Source organism: Achromobacter sp. Marseille-Q0513, from assembly GCF_018195695.1.
Classification (GTDB): Bacteria; Pseudomonadota; Gammaproteobacteria; order Burkholderiales; family Burkholderiaceae_B; genus Achromobacter.
In genome coordinates this window covers 20,389-36,247 of sequence record NZ_JAGTJY010000040.1, presented here as the reverse complement: position 1 = coordinate 36,247, position 15,859 = coordinate 20,389, and the positions used below count along the sequence as shown (strand labels likewise).

Here is a 15,859-nt window from a genome sequence, read left to right as displayed (position 1 = left end):
GTCCTGGCCGGCTGCGCGGCGGGGGCGCCGCCGTCATAGATCTCGTCCTCGACGTGCATGACGAAGGAGTTGAGGGTCTCGCGCACGACGGCGGGGCCGCGCTTCTCGCACATCATGGCGATGCCCTGCAGCACCATGTTCATGGATTCGACGCGGCGGGCGGTGCGACGCTCCAGCTTGACCGCGATGGGCTTGCACACCAGGTTGGCCAGCAGGATGCCGTAGAACGTAGTCATCAGGCCGATCGCCAGCTGCTGGCCGATGGTCTGCATGCTGCCGTCGCCCAGGATCGCCATCAGGTTGATCAGGCCGACCAGCGTGCCCAGCATGCCGAAGGCCGGGGCGAAGGTGGCCATGACGCGGAACATCTGCGCCTCGGCCTGCTCGCGCGCGCGCAGCCGCGCCACGCGCCATTGCAGCAGCTCGATGATCTGGTCTTCGGGCGTGTTGTCGATGATGAGTTGCACGCCGGTGCGCAGGAAGGGGTTCGAGACCTTCTTCAGCTCCTGCTCGACCTTGTGCACGTCGGTGTTCATCCACAGCTGGGCCATGTTCACCAGCTCGTCGATGTCGCGCTGCTGGTCGTGCTGGTCGTTGCGGAACACGGTGCGCACCAGCTTGAACACGCGCACCACCTCGGACAGCGGGTAGGCGATGAAGAGCGCGGCGCAGGTGCCGCCCAGCACGATGGCCAGGCCCGGCAGGTTGAAATACATGCCGGGGTTGGTGGCGGACAGCGCCACCACGATGATCAGGGTGAGCAGGCCGACGGCGGCCCCGATGACGGTAGACGGATTCATGGATCTGGCCCGAAGGGAAGGCGCTGCGCGGACGCAGCGCTGGATGCTGGGGCATTCTATCCAGGACGGGCCGCCTTCAATCGGCGGGAAAACGGGGCGAAAAGGGCGGTAAGCGGCGGCTTGGCGCGGGCGCCGGGGCGCTGGGGCGTCGCGGGTAAATAAGGGACGCATTTGGTGGGGGGCGGTCGCCGGAGCCGCCTGTGCCGGCCCCCGTTCGCAAAGCCAGCCCTTGCCGTCAGCGGTTGCGGCGCGCCAACCACTCCTCGCGGCTGATTTCCCACAGCTCGCTCGGATGGCGGCCGCTGACATAGCCGCGTTCCTCGGTGCGCAGCAGCCGCATGCCGGATTTCTCGGAAATGCGGCGCGAGGCGGCGTTGGGCATGGCCTTGGGCGCCCGCAGCAGCGGCTTGCCCAGCGTCTCGAACCAGTAGCCGGTCACGGCCTCGCAGGCCTCGCTCATGTAGCCCCGGCCCTGCCAGGCCGGCGCCAGCCAGAAGCCGCGATGATTGTCCGGCTCGTCGTCCATCAGGCTGATCACGCCGATCAGCGCCTCGGGCGTGGCCTGCTCGCGGATCGACCAGTGCCACTGCTGGCCGCGCGCCATGGCGGGCAGGGCCAGGTCCTCGACGAAATGGCGCGCGCCGTCGGGCGGATAGGGCCAGGGGATGTGGTCGGCCAGATAGCGCACCACTTCCCATTGTGGAAACAGGCGCTGGATGGCGTCGGCGTCCTCGCGCGCCAGCGGGCGCAGGATCAGGCGGGGGGTGAGCAGGACGGGCAGGTCTGGAGCGGGCATGGGACGAGGCGGGCGTGGCGCCGGACGCGGCGCGCAATGGCGCGAGCGCGTGGGCGAAGGAAAGCAGGCACGGAAATGGGGTACGGAAATGGGGCGCGACCAGGGGAAATGTATATCATGACGGCCTGAGCGACGCGTCCGCGCGGCCGTCGCGGCATTGGAGAAAGACTGTGAATACCCCCAACGAAAACGTCAGCATGGCGCTTTTCTGCGACTTCGAGAACGTGGCGCTGGGCGTGCGCGATACCCGCTACCAGAAGTTCGACATCCGGCCGGTGCTGGAACGCCTGCTGCTCAAGGGCAGCATCGTGGTCAAGAAGGCCTATTGCGACTGGGAGCGCTACAAGGAATTCAAGGCCCCCATGCACGAGGCCAATTTCGAGCTGATCGAAATCCCCCACGTGCGCCAGTCCGGCAAGAATTCGGCCGACATCCGCCTGGTGGTGGACGCGCTGGACCTCTGCTACACCAAGTCCCACGTCAATACCTTCGTCATCATCAGCGGCGATTCCGATTTCTCGCCGCTGGTGTCCAAGCTGCGCGAGAACGACAAGAAGGTGATCGGCGTGGGCGTCAAGCAGTCCACCTCCGACCTGCTGATCGCCAATTGCGACGAATTCATCTTCTATGACGACCTGGCCCGCGAAGGCCAGCGCGCCGCCGAGTCGCGCCGCGACAGCCGCGACAGCCGTGGCGCCGGCGGCGGCCAGCGCCGCACGCCGGAAGAGGAACGCCGCCGCAAGGAAGAACAGGAAGCCCGCAAGACCCAGGCGGTCGAGCTGGTGGTCGAGACCTTCGACGCGCTCATGGCCGAGCGCGGCGACGGCGACAGGATCTGGGCCTCGGTGCTGAAGGACGCGCTCAAGCGGCGCAAGCCTGATTTCAACGAGTCCTACTACGGCTTCCGCGCCTTCGGCAACCTGCTGGAAGAGGCGCAGTCGCGCGGTTTCCTGGACGTGGGCCGCGAGGAAAAGTCGGGTACCTATGTGTACCGCGACAGCGCCCATGGCCGTCCGGCGCCGCGCCAGGGCGTGCGCGCCGCGGCCTTGCAGCCGGCGGATGAGGCCGTCGCCGCCGCCACGCAGGAAGCTTCCGCCGAACCGGCGCAAGGCGCCGCGCGGGGTTCGCGCGGCGGTCAGCAGGAGGGCACGAAGGGCCGGTCGGGCCGCGATCGCAAGCGCGGCGGCCGCCGCGACGCCGAGCGCGCGCAGGATGATGGGGCGACGGATGGCGACCGCGAACCGGCGCAGGACGCCGCGCGCGCGGCCGCGCCCGTGTTGCCTTGGGAGGATGCTGAATCCTGGGAAGGCGAGCAGGCGCAAGCGGGAGACGAATCCCGCGCCAGCGCCGGTTTCGCGTCCACGCGGCCGTCGCAAGCCGCGCCGGACCTGCGTTCGGACGCCGCCGCGCATGCGCAGGACGACAGCCAGGCAACGCAGGATGGTTCGGCCGATGCCGACACGTCCGCCGCCGTCCAGGCGACCGCGAAACCGGCCGCCAAGCGCGCCGCCAAGACCCCGCGCCGCGCCGCCGGCCGGGGCAAGGCCGCCAAGACGGCGACGGGCGACACCATGGCCGCCGACGACGGCGCGACTGGCGACAAGGCCGGCGTTGCCGCGCCGGCGCCTGCCGCTACCGCCGACGCGCCGGCGCCGGACGAGGCCAAGCCCGCGCGCAAGACCGCCGCGCGTCCGCGTCGTCCGCGCAAGACGGCCGCGTCCTCGGACGCCTGAGTCCGGTCGAGCCGCCCGGCGCAAGGGTCGGCTACGCGCCGCCTGGCGCGTAGCGTCCCGGCGTCACGCCATGCTCGCGCTTGAACATGGCGATGAAGGCGCTGACGTTGTCATAGCCCAGGTCCAGCGCCACCGTGGTCACGGCGGCGCCCGCCGCCAGCATTTCCAGCGCCCGCATCAGGCGGGCGCGCTGCCTCCACGCGCTCAGCGTCAGGCCTGTCTCCGCCAGGAAATGCCGCGCCAGCGTGCGCGGCGCCATGCCGATCCAGTCAGCCCATTGGGCCAGCGTGCGGGTGTCGGCGGGATCGTCCGACAGGGCCAGCGCCAGCCGTTGCAATCGGGCTTCGGCGGGCAGCAGCAGCGCGCCGGCCGCCTGCGGCTGGTCGCGGATCTCGTCGCGGATCACTTCGACCACTCGCCGGCGCGGCGCGTCCTGCGCATCGCCGTCCCAGGCGGCCGCGCGCTCCACGGCGGCCAGCAGCAGGGCGGACGCCGCCAGCGCGCGCGGCGCCGAGGGCAGGCCGGCGCAGGCCGCCGGGCTCAGGTAGACGCTGTAGCCCGAGTACGGCCCGTGCGAGCGCAGCCCATGCGGCCAGCCCGGAGGAATCCACACTGCCTGAGAGGGCGGCGCGACCCATTGCCGGTCGCCGGCATAGACCGTGATCAGGCCCCGGCGCGCGCCCAGCAGCTGGCCGCGCGCGTGGCGGTGCATGGCGGTGTCGCGCAGCTCGGCTTCATCGCGTCGCACGGCGATGGCGCGTGGACCGCGCGGGGAACGTGCCAGGGCGGGGTCGAGCAGGGGAGCGGGCGGAGTCGGCATTGGCACGAATGCGGTATTGAATGACCTGAATGCGCCAGTCTTGCCGGCGCGACGCTCCTATCGTAGCGCCAGTGCCCGCAGCGCGCGCCATCACGGCGGCCCGGGCGCGGCAAGGAGCCGACATGAAAGCGCAAGACGTATTGCCTGATGATGTGAACCAGGGCGAATTCCAGGGCGTGATGGTGCGCAAGGGCACGGTGGGCGCGTTCCTGGCGAATGCGCGCGCCTGGTGCGACGCCGCCGCCACGCCGGAGCACCGCGAGGCCGCCGGGCGCGACATCGCACAGGCCTTGCCCGCCTTGCGCGCGCTGGGCCTGTTCGAGGTGCTGCAGCTGCGCGATCCGGCGCTGCGGGCCTGGGTCGAGGCGCATTAGGCTGATAGGGCGACCGGATCGGTGGCGGCGCCGGCGGTGAACGGGATCGAACAAGGCGGCGCCATGCCGGCTGGCGGCGGTCGCTGCCGTGCGTCCGTGGCGCGATGCGTTGACCGCCCCTGGTCTATCATCCAGGGTTTGCGGCGGGCGCGGGGCGTGGGCCCCGATGCCTGCCGCGGTTCCGGTGCCTTTCATGCAATACGTCCTGGTCAGTTCCTGTCTGCTGGGCAACCCCGTGCGCTACGACGGCCGCGGGGTGCCCGTCGATCATCCCGTGCTGGCGCGCTGGCGCGCCGAGGGCCGCGTCGTGTCCGTCTGTCCCGAGGTCGCCGGCGGCATGCCCATTCCCCGGCCGCCCGCCGAGATCGAGCCGGGCGCCGATGCCGCCGCCGTGCTGGCCGGCCGCGCCCGCGTGGTCGCGGTCAACGGCGAGGACGTCACCGCGCCCTTCGTGCAGGGCGCCGGCATGGCGCTGGATGCCGCGCGACGCCAGGGCATCCGCATCGCCGTGCTCAAGCAGGGCAGTCCGTCCTGCGGTAGCGCCTACGTGTATGACGGCCGTTTCCAGGGACAGCGCCAGCCCGGCCAGGGCGTGACGGCGGCGCTGCTGCGCGACGCGGGCTTGCAGGTGTTCAGCGAGCAGCAATGGGACGAGGCGCAGGCCTGCCTGCTGGCGCTGGAAGGCGCAGGGACAGCCTGACATGGGCGAGCTGCTGGCGGCCGTGGCGATCGGGGCCTGCGCCTGGCTGGCGTGGCGCTTCCTGGCGACCACGGCGGGCCGCCGGCGCGGCGTGGCGGCGGCTGGGGCAGGGGCGTGCCTGCTGCTGTCGGCCTTTTGCTTCTGGCTTTGGTACGACCTGTACCTGATACGCGACTTCAACGAGCTGGGCCGGGACTACGATCCGGTGGATCAGGTCGTCTATACGGACAGTGCCTTCGTGTGGATCGTGCCGGCGCTTCTGTCGTTGGCCGCCGGCGCGTGGCTGGCCTGGCGGGCCAGGCGGCGCTGATGGCGGCCGCCCGGCCTGGAAGTCAGTTGGCGCGGTAGCCGCGGCTGTTCATGCAGGAATCCAGCGCGCGGTTGTAGGAGTCCACCATGACCTGCGTGGTCCATTGCGAGATGGTGGTGGGGTCGTAGCCGCTCTGGTTGACGGCCCAGCGCTGGCAATCGGTGGACGCGTTGGCCAGCGCCTTGTCGGCGGGACTCTGCTGTTGATACTGCACCGGCGCGTACTGTTGCGGCGCGGCCGCGTAGACCGGCGCGGGCGCGGCATAGACAGGCGCCGAATAGACCGGCGCGGCATAGACCGGAGGACTGGTGTAGGCCACGCCGGGCGCGTAGACGCCGGCCTGCGCGTAGCTCGGTTCCGAGTTGGCCGCCAGGTACAGCCCGGCGGCGGCCAGCGCCACCGCGCCGCCTATCCACCAGCCGCTGGCGCTGCCGCCGCGATAGTGATCGTGATGGTGATACCTGCCGGCGAAGGCCGGCGAACTTGCCAGGGCCAGTGCCAGCGCCGCGCTGACCAATCGGCCTGAAAACCGCTTCATGATTCGTGCTCCCTAGTCGCCCAGGCTCAGCGATGCGCTGAAAACTGTGGCGATGACGCTACTTTACCGCCGTGGCGCGGAAATAGATGTGTCAATGGTTACCCGCATTTCAGCGGGTTTCATGGCTTGGGCGGGCGGTCCTTGCTCGCGCCCGGATCGTCGCAAGTTTGCGACGATCCGGGTGTCAGCGTGATCGTCGGCCGCGCGTCGAAGTCGTCCGACGACGTCAGCAGCGTGCGATAGGTCGCATAGCCCGGCTTCTCCACGCACCAGTTCCAGAAAAAGATCGTCCGGCCGTGGATCATCAGCGATTCGGCGCGCCATTCGCTGTGATTCTCGAATGAGGCGACGCCCTCCTCGCCGCTGCGCCGCGCATCGCGCCAGCGTTCCCGGCCATAGGGATAGGAGGAGGTGATCAGGATCACGCGGGCGTCCGCCAAGGGCCTGGACTGCTCGTCGACCACGGTGGCGCGGGCCTGCGGCTGCAGCGTCTTGTACGCCGGGTACGGAATGCAGCCGCCCAGCAACAATGGCGCGGCCAGCAGGGCCGCGCGCAGCGAAAAAAATGGGAGACGGAACGAACGACGCAACAGTCGATACATCTTGGCGGTGTGGCAATACAGGGAAACAGTGGTCAAAAGAATACGAAGGTAGTATTTTCTCGCGACTAGCAAGGCAAGACCATTCATGAGTACGGCACGACCCCCATCTTTATCGCAAGACCCACGCCTGACGAAAGGCGAACGCACCAGATTGCAGCTCTTGGAAGTCGCCGCGGCGGAATTCGCCGAACGCGGCTTTCAGCATACCCGGATCAGCGACATTGTTGCTCGCGCCGGCGTGACGCAGCCGGTCTTCTATCAATACTTCACCAGCAAGCAGGCGGCCTATGACGAACTCGTCGGCATGTTCGCCGAGCGCCTGCGCGGCATCATCGGCCAGGAACGCGAGCCCGGCGCGCCGGGCTCGGGGCTGGACGAGCGCGTGCGCGCCAGCGTCGGCGGCCTGCTGGCCATCCTGCGCGAGAATCCCGACCTGACCCGCATCGGCTTCTTCCAGGCCGATTCGGCCGAAGATCTCAAGGACGAACTGGCGCGCATGATCGCGGCCAGGGTGCGCCTGGAGCAGCAGGCCGGCCTGTTCCGCGCCGAGGTCTCGGCCGAGCTGTTCGCGCATGCGCTGATGGGCATCATCGAACGTTTCGTGCGCCAGGCGCCGGGGCAGGAGTCCTCGACGCTGTCGGGCTTCATCTCGGACCTGCTGCTGGACGGCGCGCGCCGCCGCGCGGCGCCGGCGGGCATGCCCGCCTGACGCTTCGCCCGCACTGACGGATCCCTGAACGCAGGCATGGCGCGCGGCACGGCCGCGGCGCCGGCGCGTCCCATGGCGCGGGCTTCTGGCAATATGTGCCGTCCGGCGCAGACGCCGCCCGCAACGCCACAAGGGAACCGCCATGAATTACCGCAGACTGGGAAACAGCAATCTCCGCGTATCGCCGCTGTGCCTGGGCACCATGATGTTCGGCGAACAGACGCCGGACGACGAGGCCGCGCGCATCGTCGCGTCGGCGCGCGAACAGGGTGTGAATTTCATCGATACGGCCGACGTCTACAACGACGGCCGTTCCGAACAGGTGCTGGGCAGGCTGCTCAAGGGCCAGCGCCATGACTGGGTGCTGGCCAGCAAGATCGGCAACGCCATGGGCCAGGGCCCCAACCAGGCGCACTATTCGCGCCAGTGGCTGGTGCGCGGGGTCGAGGCCAGCCTGGCGCGACTGGACACCGATTTCCTCGACATCCTGTACCTGCACCGCGACTACCAAGAGGAAAACCTGGAAGAGGCCGTGTGGGCGCTGGGCGACCTGATCCGCGCCGGCAAGCTGCGCGGCTTCGGCCTGTCGAATTTCCGCGGCTGGCGCATCGCCGAGGTCATGCGCCTGTGCGCGCAGCTGGGCGTGCCGCAGCCGGTGGTCTGCCAGCCGTACTACAACATGCTCAACCGTGGCCCCGAGGTCGAGATCCTGCCCGCCTGCGGTCACTATGGGCTCGGCGTGGTGCCGTACAGCCCGATCGCGCGCGGCGTGCTCACGGGTAAGTACCTGCCGGGCCAGGCCCCCGGGGCGGACACGCGCGCCGGTCGTGGCGACCGCCGCATCCTGGCCACCGAGTTCCGCGAGGAATCGCTGCGGATCGCGCAGCGGCTGGTCGAGCATGCCGCCGCGCGCGGCGTGCAGCCCGGCCCTTTCGCCACCGCCTGGGTGCTGGCCAATCCGCTGGTCAGCTCGGTGATCGCCGGCCCGCGCACGCTGGCGCAGATGCAGGACTACTACGCCGCGCTGGACCTGCGCATCACGCCCGAGGACGAGACGCTGGTGGATGGCTGGGTCACGCCGGGCCACGCCTCCACCCACGGCTACAACGATCCCAACTACCCGTTCCACGGCCGGCCCGCCGTTCGCGCCTGATCCGGCCGCGCGGGACGGCCGGCTTGGGGTGCCTGGCATCGGGCGGCCCGCAAGCGATCCGTCCCGCATCCCGGCTCAGGCCTTGCGCAGGCCGGCGCGGGGCAAGGCCGCGCCGCCCGCCTGGCCGGCCTCCTGGCCCGCCGGCTGCCCGCCGCGTCCGATCAGCCATGCGCACAGCGCCGACACCAGGCCCGCGAACAGCACGTACAGGCAGATCAGCCAGGGCTGGCCGCCGCCGCTCTTGAGCAGGGCGGTGGCGATGATGGGTGTGATGCCCGAGGCGAAGATGCCCGAGAACTGGTAGACGAAGGAGATGCCGGTGTAGCGCACCTTGGCGTCGAACAGCTCGCAGAACAGCGCGGCCTCCGGCCCGTAGACGGCGGCGTAGAAGATGCCGAAGGGCACGATGATGGCCAGCCACACCAGCATCACGCTGCCCTGGCTGTTGAGCATGAGCCAGAAGCCCGGGAAGGACGCTGCCGCCGTGATCAGCGAGCCCCAGAAATACACGCGGGTGCGGCCGACGCGGTCCGACAGCCGGCCGAAGAAGGGGATGAACACGCACATCACCAGCGCCGCCGCCATCACGCCGGTCAGCGCCTGCGTGCGCGTGATCTGCACGGTCTGGGTCAGGTACGAGATCGAGAAGACCCCGAACACATTGAAGAACACGCCGTCGATGTAGCGCGCGCCCATGCCCTTGAGCACATTGCCCGGATAGCGCCGCAGCATGTCGAAGAAGGGAATGCGGCTCTCGGCGTTGCGCGCCTTGACCTCGGAGAACTCGGGCGTCTCCTTGATGTTGAGCCGGATGTACATGCCCACCAGCACCATCGCGGCCGAGGCCAGGAAGGCGACGCGCCAGCCCCAGGCCATGAACTGCGCGTCGGTGAGCAGGGTGGACAGCAGCGCCACCGTGCCCGAGGCCAGGCACAGGCCGATGGCCAGCCCGATCTGCGGCAGCGAGGCGTAGAAGCCCTTTTTCTCCGGCGGCGCGTATTCATAGGCCATCAGCACCGCGCCGCCCCATTCGCCGCCCAGGCCGATGCCCTGGAACACGCGCAAGAGCAGCAGCAGCACGGGCGCCCAGATGCCGATGCTGTCATAGGTGGGCACCAGGCCGATCAGGAAGGTCGACACGCCCATGATCATCAGCGTCATCACCAGCATGCTCTTGCGGCCGATGCGGTCGCCGAAGTGGCCGAAGATCAGGCCGCCCAGCGGACGCGTGATGAAGCCGACCGCGAAGGTGGTGTAGGCCAGCATGGTCGACACCAGCGGGTCGTCCGTGGGGAAGTACAGCTTGTTGAACACGATGCCGGCGACGACGCCGTACAGGAAGAAGTCGTACCACTCGATGGTGGCGCCGATCAGCGAGGCGGTGACGACTCTGCGCACCGCCGCTACGTTCTGCTTGGCCATGTCTGCTCTCCTCTGGTGGATGGCCGGACGGTCTGCGCCGCGCCTGGCCGTGGGGGTGCTACGGTTGGACTGGCGGATGCCGCATCATCGGGCTGCCGCGATGCCGGCCTTGCCGGTACGCGGGCATGCCTCCAGCGAGTCGGCGCCTGGCGTTTCGGGGAGCGACTGTTCCCGCAAGATGAATTCGGCCGCGCGCTCGGCCAGCATGATCACGGGCGCATTCGTGTTGCCCGACACCAGCGTCGGCATGACCGAGCAGTCGACCACGCGCAGCCCGGCCACGCCGCGCACGCGCAGCCGCTCGTCCACCACCGCCAGGGGATCGTCGGCCGGCCCCATCTTGGCCGTGCCCGAGGGATGGAAGATGGTGGCGCCGTACTCACGGCAGAAGTGCAGGATCTCGTCGTCGTCGCGCACCTCGGGGCCGGGCCGGAACTCGCGCTTCATCAGCCCGGCCAGCGGCTCGGCGGCCGCCAGCCGGCGCGCGTACTTGACCGCCGCCACCGCCATGCGGCGGTCCAGCTCGGTGGACAGATAGTTGGGCTGCATGGACGGCGCCTCGAAAGGATCGGCGCTGCGCAGCCGCACATGGCCGCGCGAGCTGGGCCGCAGCTGGCACACCGAGTAGGTGCAGCCCGAGAACGGATGCACCTTGCCGCCGGCCATGTCGGCCGACAGGGTGGCGAAATGGAACTGGGTGTCTGGCGTAGCGCTGGCCGGATCCACGCGGCAGAACAGGCCGCCCTGGTTGATGCCGACCGCCAGCGGCCCGTCGCGGAACAGCAGCCATTGCAGGCCGATGCGCGCGCGCCCGGCCAGCGTGCGCAGCTGGTCGTTGGTGGTGATGGGGCGGGTGGTTTCGTAGATCAGCCGGATCTGCAGATGGTCCTGCAGGTTCTCGCCCACGCCCGGCAGGTCGCTCACCACGTCGATGCCATGCTGGCGCAGCAGCGCCGCCGGGCCGACGCCGGACAGCTGCAGCAGTTGCGGCGATTGCAGCGCGCCGGCGCACAGCAGCACCTCGCGCCGGGCGCGCAGCGTGCGCACCTCGCCGTCGACGCGGTAGCGCACGCCGCAGGCGCGGCGGCCCTCGAACAGCACGGCCATGGCGTGGGCGCCGGTCTGCACGCGCAGGTTGGGCCGGCCCTCGGCCGGACGCAGGTAGGCCACGGCGGTGGAGCAGCGCCGGCCGTGGCGCGTGGTGAGCTGGTAATAGCCCGCGCCTTCCTGTGCACCGGTGTTGAAGTCGCGCACGCGCGGCACGCCCAGGCCGGCGGCGGCCTCGATCATGGCCTCGACCAGTGGATGCGGCGTCTTGATCGAGGTGGCGCTCAGCGGGCCGCCCACGCCGCGCGTGGGGCTCTCGCCCAGGTCGTTGTCCTCCAGCCGGCGGAAGTAGGGCAGGCAGTCTTCCCAGCGCCAGCCGGGATTGCCGGCGGCGGCCCAGGCGTCGTAGTCGGCGCGCTGGCCGCGGATGTAGATCAGGCCGTTGATGGCGCTGGAGCCGCCCAGCGTGCGGCCGCGCGGCCAGTAGATGCGGCGGCCCAGCATGTTGGGATCGGGATCGGTGTAGTAGCCCCAGTTCACTTCCTTGTGGAACATGGTCTTGCCGTAGCCGATGGGGATGTGTATCCACGGATAGCGGTCGCGCGGACCGGCCTCCAGCAGGCAGACGGCATGCGCGCCGTCCTCGCTCAGCCGGTTGGCCAGCACGCATCCGGCCGAGCCGGCGCCCACCACGATGTAGTCCACTGTGTCCGACATGCCGCCTGTCTCCCTGGCGCCTGGACCCGTGCAAGCCGCGCGTCCGCCACGACGCGTGTTTCCTGCTTGCCGAGGCCGGGGCGCTTATATACTGGCCGGGTTCCTCGCGGCGCGAGCACGGCCCGCGAGGCTTGAGGCGATTCTAGGAAGCGCGCGCGTCGGGCCAAGCGCAATCGGCGCGCGGGGCGGGAAATGGAACAGAACATGGGGCTTCGGTTTCAAAATCGCAGTGCAGCATCGCGGGACGGCGCCGATGGCGGCATCCAGGGCGGCCAGGACGAGGACGCCGGGTCGCGGCTGGAAGAGGCGCGCAGCCTGCGCGCCCTGCATGTGCTGGACCATCTGGCCCGCGCCCAGCATCCGCCCACGCTGGCCCAGCTGGCGCAGCGCCTGGCCATGCCCAAGACCACCCTGATGCGGCTGCTGGCCGCGATGCAGCGCGCCGGCTTCGTCGCCGCCACGCCGGTCGAGCGCGGCTATGTGCCGGGGCCGCAGGCCGGCGCGCTGGCGCTGGCCACGCTGCGCGCCTCGGCCTACACGCGCGCCTGCCGCGCGGTGCTGGCGCAGCTGGCCGGCACGCTGGGAGAAACCTGCAACCTGACCGCGCCCGACGGCGACCGCGTCATCTACATGGAGCGTGTCGAAACCGCCGAGCCGCTGCGGCTGATCTTCGCGGTGGGCAGCCACGTGCCCATGCACTGCACCGCCAGCGGCAAGCTGTTCCTGGCCTCGATGAGCCGGCTGGAACGCGCGCGCGTGGTGGCGCGACTGCCGCTCACGCGCAACACGCCGCGCACGCTGATCCGGCCCGAGCAGCTGGAGGAAGAGCTGGAGCGCCTGGCCGCGCGCGGCATCGGCATCGACAACGAGGAATTCGTGCGCGGCATGAGCGCGGTGGCGGTGCCGGTGCGCGACGAGGAAGACCGCGTGGTGGCGGCCGTGGCCTGCCATGCGCCGACGGCGCGGGTGATGCTGGACGATCTGCTGCGCGCCGTGCCGGTGATGCAGCGCGCGGCCGAGGCCATGCGCGAGGTGTTCTCGCAGCGGCCGGCGGCCGGCTGATCGCCGCGCGCGCCCTGGCTCAGTGCGGGGCGGCGGCGCGCGCCTTGCGCCGCGCCACGCTTTCCCAGGCCGCCACCAGGATCATGATCAGCGTGGTCAGGCCGCCCACCATCAGGTTGTCGGTGACGAAAGCGATGGGCGCCAGCACCGCCAGCAACAGCAGGCCGACCACGTGCGACAGCGGGAAGCGGCCATAGACGACGGTCTTGTAGATGCCGTTGCCGGCCAGGTACAGCGCCGGGCCGCCGATCAGCGCGGCGGCGGCCGGCATGGCGATGCGGCCGTCCGGATGCAGGATGACCAGTTCGTTGGCCACGGCCGAGACGATCACGCCGGCGATCAGGATCACGTGCACGTAGTGGAACCAGGCGCCGATGCGGCCCGGATCGTCCGAATGCACGATGGCCTCGGTGCCGTCATGGCTGCTGGTGTCGAAATACACCCACCACATCGCGGCGGTGCCCAGGAAGGCGGCCAGCAGCGCGATCAGCGCCGGCGCGTGCCAGTTGTCCAGGCCGGCCAGCGTGGCGCCGGTGATCAGCAGGGTCTCGCCCAGCGCCACGATGACGAAGAGCTGGCAGCGCTCGGCCAGGTGGCCGCCCTCGATGGTCCATTCGCTCGTGGCGGAACGGCCCAGGCCGGGGAAGCGGAAGCCGATCATGGGCGACAGGTATTCGCAGGCCACCGCCAGCGCCCACAGCGCCAGCCGCGTGCCGTCCTGTGACAGGCCGCCGGCGATCCAAAGGACCGCCGACACGCACAGCCAGGCCAGCATGCGGCGGAAGTTGGGCGAGAGCGGATGCGAGGGCCCCAGGTGCAGCACGATGAACAGCGTGCGGCCGACCTGGATCACCACGTAGCTGATGGCGAACACCAGCCCGGTGGCGCCGAAGGCGCCGGGCAGGGCGGCGCCCGAGACCAGGCCGGCCAGCATCACGGCGAACAGCATGACGCGCATGGGCACGGCGTCGGGGTCGAACCAGTTGGTGACCCAGCAGGTGTACTGCCAGCCCAGCCACACGGCGAACCACAAGACCAGCGCGTGCAGCGCGCCCATCAGGGTCAGGTCGTGCAGCAGGCTGTGGGAGATCTGTGTGACCGCGAAGACGTATACCAGGTCGAAGAACAGCTCGACGAAGGTGACGCGGGCTTCGTGGCCGTCGCGGCGGCGCAGCAGGTTGGCGCTTGCGAGAAAGGTCATGAGGTGGCTGCCTGGCTGTGGTGGCGCAGCCAGATTAGCGCAAGCCCGTCCGCCCCGGACCGTCAAGCTCTGCAAAGTCCGGGCGGGCGTGGCGGCGGCGCCACGCCCGTTCCGGATCAGTGCATGGGCGGCGTGTCGCCGGCCGGCCGCGCCAGCTCGTGGTTGCGCGTGCGCACCAGCGCGGCGCTGAGCAGCGCCGCGACGCCGGCGATGAGGGCGCCGGCCAGGAAGGTGGCCTGGTAGCCGCCGTTCAACGCGGCCTGCGGGGCGGCCCCGGCCGCCGCCAGTCCGGCGCTGCGCGCGGCGGCCAGGCTCGCCAGCGCAGCCAGTCCCAGCGCGCCGCCCATCATGAAGGCGGTGTTGACCAGGCCCGAGGCCAGGCCGGAGCGCGACGGCTCGACGTCGCTCATGGCGGCCAGCAGCATGGGATTGAAGGCCACGCCCGCGCCCAGTCCCAGCAGCACCATCGCGGGCAGCACGTCGAGCGTGAAGCTGCCATCGATGGGCGCGCGCGCGAACAGCGCCAGTCCCAGGGCCGCCAGCGCCAGCCCCCAGGCCAGCGGCCCGCGGATGCCGAAGCGCATCACCAGCTTGGCCGACAGGCCCAGCGAGAACACGGCCATGATCAGGTTGCCGGGCAGGAAGGCCAGGCCCACCTGCATGGCGTCATAGCCCAGCACGCGCTGCATGTAGAGCGCGGACACGAAGAACCACGCGAACATCGCGGCGGCCCACAGCACCGCCACCACGTTGGCGGTGGCCAGGTTGCGCAGGCGGAACATGGACAGCGGCATCAGCGGGTCGGACGAGCGCGCCTCGATCGCCAGGAACAGCGCCATCAACAGCGCCGCCGCGCCCAGCAGCGACAGCGACTGCGTCGAGGTCCAGCCGGCCTCGTTGCCGTTGACCACCGCATAGACCGCCAGCAGCAGCGAGGCGGTCACGGTCAGCGCGCCGCCCGCGTCCAGCCGGGTGCCGGCCGGGGCGGGCCGGGACGCCGGCAGCAGCCGCAGGCACAGCGCGTAGACCAGCACGCCGATCGGGATGTTGACCAGGAAGATCCAGTGCCAGCTCAGCGCGCTGGTCAGGAGGCCGCCCAGCAGCACCCCGATGCTGCCGCCGCCGGCGCAGACGAAGCCGTACACGCCCATGGCGCGGGCGCGTTCGCCCGGCTCGGTGAAGAGGTTCATGATCAGCGACAGCGACACCGCCGAGACCACGGCGCCGCCCAGGCCTTGCGCGGCGCGCGCCACGATCAGCAGCGTCTGTCCCTGGGCTAGTCCACAGGCCAGCGACGCGGCGGTGAACAGCGTCAGGCCGGCCAGGAACATGCGGCGCGAGCCGTACAGGTCGCCCAGCCGTCCACCCAGCAGCAGGAAGCCGCCGAAGGTCAGCATGTAGGCGTTGACCACCCAGACCAGCGCGGTCTCGGAGAATTGCAGGTCTTCGCGGATCGAGGGCAGGGCGACGTTGACGATGGTGGTGTCCAGGACGATCATCAACACGCCCAGGCAGAGCACCATCAGCGCCCACCATCGTTGCTTGCCATGCAGGTCATGCGTCATCGATTGTTGCTCCCAGGGGCCGATGGACACCGGAATCCGTCGCGCATGAGCCCCCTGCGTGCGCGATCGTCCAGGCGCGGCGCGCGGGCAAGGCGCGATCCGCGGAATTTTCCGGAGCGCGATAGTAACGCCGGCGATGCCGGCCGTGGTGTCATTTCGAGACGATTTGTCCGGGAAATCTCTTATTGCCGCGCCGCTGGCGGCCTTTCTATCATGCGAGCCAAGGTCAGCTTCGACCGCGGCGCGCACGGCGCGCCGGCAGTGGCGGTACCCGCGGCAATGATTGCCGCCTGAATTCACCTTCTGGCTA

16 protein-coding genes are annotated in these 15,859 nt (G+C 70.1%); 7 read left to right on the top strand and 9 right to left on the bottom strand.

Annotation, left to right across the window (positions count from 1 at the left end; translation table 11 throughout):
• Together KDH83_RS11160 and KDH83_RS11155 are read right to left on the bottom strand one after the other, a co-directional pair.
• Window positions 1-800 (bottom strand): MotA/TolQ/ExbB proton channel family protein (locus tag KDH83_RS11160; protein ID WP_212315488.1); only part of this gene is annotated, 800 nt, incomplete at its 3' end.
• A gap of 235 nt (window positions 801-1,035) precedes the next feature.
• On the bottom strand, window positions 1,036-1,596 hold the full coding sequence (locus KDH83_RS11155) for a GNAT family N-acetyltransferase (RefSeq protein WP_212315486.1): 561 nt from the start codon (window positions 1,594-1,596) through the stop codon (window positions 1,036-1,038).
• A gap of 170 nt (window positions 1,597-1,766) precedes the next feature.
• Here KDH83_RS11155 and KDH83_RS11150 point away from each other — a divergent pair, with 170 nt between their 5' ends.
• Window positions 1,767-3,329, top strand: a complete 1,563-nt coding sequence (locus tag KDH83_RS11150; protein WP_349291619.1) for an NYN domain-containing protein — start codon at window positions 1,767-1,769, stop codon at window positions 3,327-3,329.
• Between the two features lie 31 nt (window positions 3,330-3,360).
• Here KDH83_RS11150 and KDH83_RS11145 read toward each other — a convergent pair whose 3' ends face one another.
• Window positions 3,361-4,155, bottom strand: a complete 795-nt coding sequence (locus KDH83_RS11145) for a helix-turn-helix transcriptional regulator (protein WP_212315483.1) — start codon at window positions 4,153-4,155, stop codon at window positions 3,361-3,363.
• Between the two features lie 116 nt (window positions 4,156-4,271).
• Between KDH83_RS11145 and KDH83_RS11140 the strand changes: the two genes are divergently transcribed.
• The 3 genes from KDH83_RS11140 to KDH83_RS11130 all read left to right on the top strand — a co-directional run bounded on the left by KDH83_RS11140 (window position 4,272) and on the right by KDH83_RS11130 (window position 5,533).
• Window positions 4,272-4,523 (top strand): hypothetical protein, encoded by a 252-nt coding sequence (locus KDH83_RS11140; protein WP_212315481.1) that lies wholly within the window; start codon window positions 4,272-4,274, stop codon window positions 4,521-4,523.
• Between the two features lie 193 nt (window positions 4,524-4,716).
• A complete protein-coding gene (locus KDH83_RS11135) occupies window positions 4,717-5,223 on the top strand; it encodes a DUF523 domain-containing protein (RefSeq protein WP_212315479.1) in 507 nt (168 codons plus the stop codon).
• A 1-nt stretch (window position 5,224) separates the two neighbouring features.
• Window positions 5,225-5,533 (top strand): hypothetical protein, encoded by a 309-nt coding sequence (locus KDH83_RS11130; RefSeq protein WP_212315478.1) that lies wholly within the window; start codon window positions 5,225-5,227, stop codon window positions 5,531-5,533.
• A gap of 22 nt (window positions 5,534-5,555) precedes the next feature.
• Here the strand turns inward: KDH83_RS11130 and KDH83_RS11125 are convergent, their stop codons facing one another.
• Together KDH83_RS11125 and KDH83_RS11120 are read right to left on the bottom strand one after the other, a co-directional pair.
• The gene (locus tag KDH83_RS11125) at window positions 5,556-6,071 is read right to left on the bottom strand and encodes a hypothetical protein (RefSeq protein ID WP_212315476.1); all 516 of its coding nucleotides are present in this window, start codon (window positions 6,069-6,071) and stop codon (window positions 5,556-5,558) included.
• A 119-nt stretch (window positions 6,072-6,190) separates the two neighbouring features.
• A complete protein-coding gene (locus KDH83_RS11120) occupies window positions 6,191-6,760 on the bottom strand; it encodes a carboxypeptidase regulatory-like domain-containing protein (protein WP_249205022.1) in 570 nt (189 codons plus the stop codon).
• A 64-nt stretch (window positions 6,761-6,824) separates the two neighbouring features.
• Here KDH83_RS11120 and KDH83_RS11115 point away from each other — a divergent pair, with 64 nt between their 5' ends.
• Window positions 6,825-7,382, top strand: a complete 558-nt coding sequence (locus KDH83_RS11115; RefSeq protein ID WP_349291618.1) for a helix-turn-helix domain-containing protein — start codon at window positions 6,825-6,827, stop codon at window positions 7,380-7,382.
• A 142-nt stretch (window positions 7,383-7,524) separates the two neighbouring features.
• Window positions 7,525-8,535 carry an aldo/keto reductase gene (locus KDH83_RS11110; protein ID WP_212315465.1) on the top strand — a complete coding sequence of 337 codons (1,011 nt, stop codon included), beginning with the start codon at window positions 7,525-7,527 and terminating at the stop codon, window positions 8,533-8,535.
• A 75-nt stretch (window positions 8,536-8,610) separates the two neighbouring features.
• Here the strand turns inward: KDH83_RS11110 and KDH83_RS11105 are convergent, their stop codons facing one another.
• Entirely contained in the window at window positions 8,611-9,957 is a 1,347-nt protein-coding gene (locus KDH83_RS11105; RefSeq protein ID WP_212315463.1) for an MFS transporter, read from the bottom strand.
• 84 nt (window positions 9,958-10,041) lie between these two features.
• Window positions 10,042-11,721 carry a choline dehydrogenase gene (locus KDH83_RS11100; RefSeq protein WP_212315461.1) on the bottom strand — a complete coding sequence of 560 codons (1,680 nt, stop codon included), beginning with the start codon at window positions 11,719-11,721 and terminating at the stop codon, window positions 10,042-10,044.
• A gap of 192 nt (window positions 11,722-11,913) precedes the next feature.
• Between KDH83_RS11100 and KDH83_RS11095 the strand changes: the two genes are divergently transcribed.
• Window positions 11,914-12,783 (top strand): IclR family transcriptional regulator, encoded by an 870-nt coding sequence (locus KDH83_RS11095; RefSeq protein ID WP_212315459.1) that lies wholly within the window; start codon window positions 11,914-11,916, stop codon window positions 12,781-12,783.
• A 19-nt stretch (window positions 12,784-12,802) separates the two neighbouring features.
• Here KDH83_RS11095 and KDH83_RS11090 read toward each other — a convergent pair whose 3' ends face one another.
• Together KDH83_RS11090 and KDH83_RS11085 are read right to left on the bottom strand one after the other, a co-directional pair.
• Window positions 12,803-13,984 (bottom strand): low temperature requirement protein A, encoded by a 1,182-nt coding sequence (locus KDH83_RS11090; protein ID WP_212315457.1) that lies wholly within the window; start codon window positions 13,982-13,984, stop codon window positions 12,803-12,805.
• A 116-nt stretch (window positions 13,985-14,100) separates the two neighbouring features.
• On the bottom strand, window positions 14,101-15,549 hold the full coding sequence (locus KDH83_RS11085) for an MFS transporter (RefSeq protein WP_212315455.1): 1,449 nt from the start codon (window positions 15,547-15,549) through the stop codon (window positions 14,101-14,103).
• Between the last annotated feature and the right edge of the window lie 310 nt (window positions 15,550-15,859).

Coding starts and splice junctions, on each gene's coding strand:
- KDH83_RS11155 (WP_212315486.1), bottom strand. CDS start 1,596: ATGCCCGCTCCAGACCTGCCCGTCCTGCTCACCCCCCGCCTGATCCTG.
- KDH83_RS11140 (WP_212315481.1), top strand. CDS start 4,272: ATGAAAGCGCAAGACGTATTGCCTGATGATGTGAACCAGGGCGAATTC.
- KDH83_RS11135 (WP_212315479.1), top strand. CDS start 4,717: ATGCAATACGTCCTGGTCAGTTCCTGTCTGCTGGGCAACCCCGTGCGC.
- KDH83_RS11130 (WP_212315478.1), top strand. CDS start 5,225: ATGGGCGAGCTGCTGGCGGCCGTGGCGATCGGGGCCTGCGCCTGGCTG.
- KDH83_RS11125 (WP_212315476.1), bottom strand. CDS start 6,071: ATGAAGCGGTTTTCAGGCCGATTGGTCAGCGCGGCGCTGGCACTGGCC.
- KDH83_RS11120 (WP_249205022.1), bottom strand. CDS start 6,760: ATGAATGGTCTTGCCTTGCTAGTCGCGAGAAAATACTACCTTCGTATT.
- KDH83_RS11110 (WP_212315465.1), top strand. CDS start 7,525: ATGAATTACCGCAGACTGGGAAACAGCAATCTCCGCGTATCGCCGCTG.
- KDH83_RS11105 (WP_212315463.1), bottom strand. CDS start 9,957: ATGGCCAAGCAGAACGTAGCGGCGGTGCGCAGAGTCGTCACCGCCTCG.
- KDH83_RS11100 (WP_212315461.1), bottom strand. CDS start 11,721: ATGTCGGACACAGTGGACTACATCGTGGTGGGCGCCGGCTCGGCCGGA.
- KDH83_RS11095 (WP_212315459.1), top strand. CDS start 11,914: ATGGAACAGAACATGGGGCTTCGGTTTCAAAATCGCAGTGCAGCATCG.
- KDH83_RS11090 (WP_212315457.1), bottom strand. CDS start 13,984: ATGACCTTTCTCGCAAGCGCCAACCTGCTGCGCCGCCGCGACGGCCAC.
- KDH83_RS11085 (WP_212315455.1), bottom strand. CDS start 15,549: ATGACGCATGACCTGCATGGCAAGCAACGATGGTGGGCGCTGATGGTG.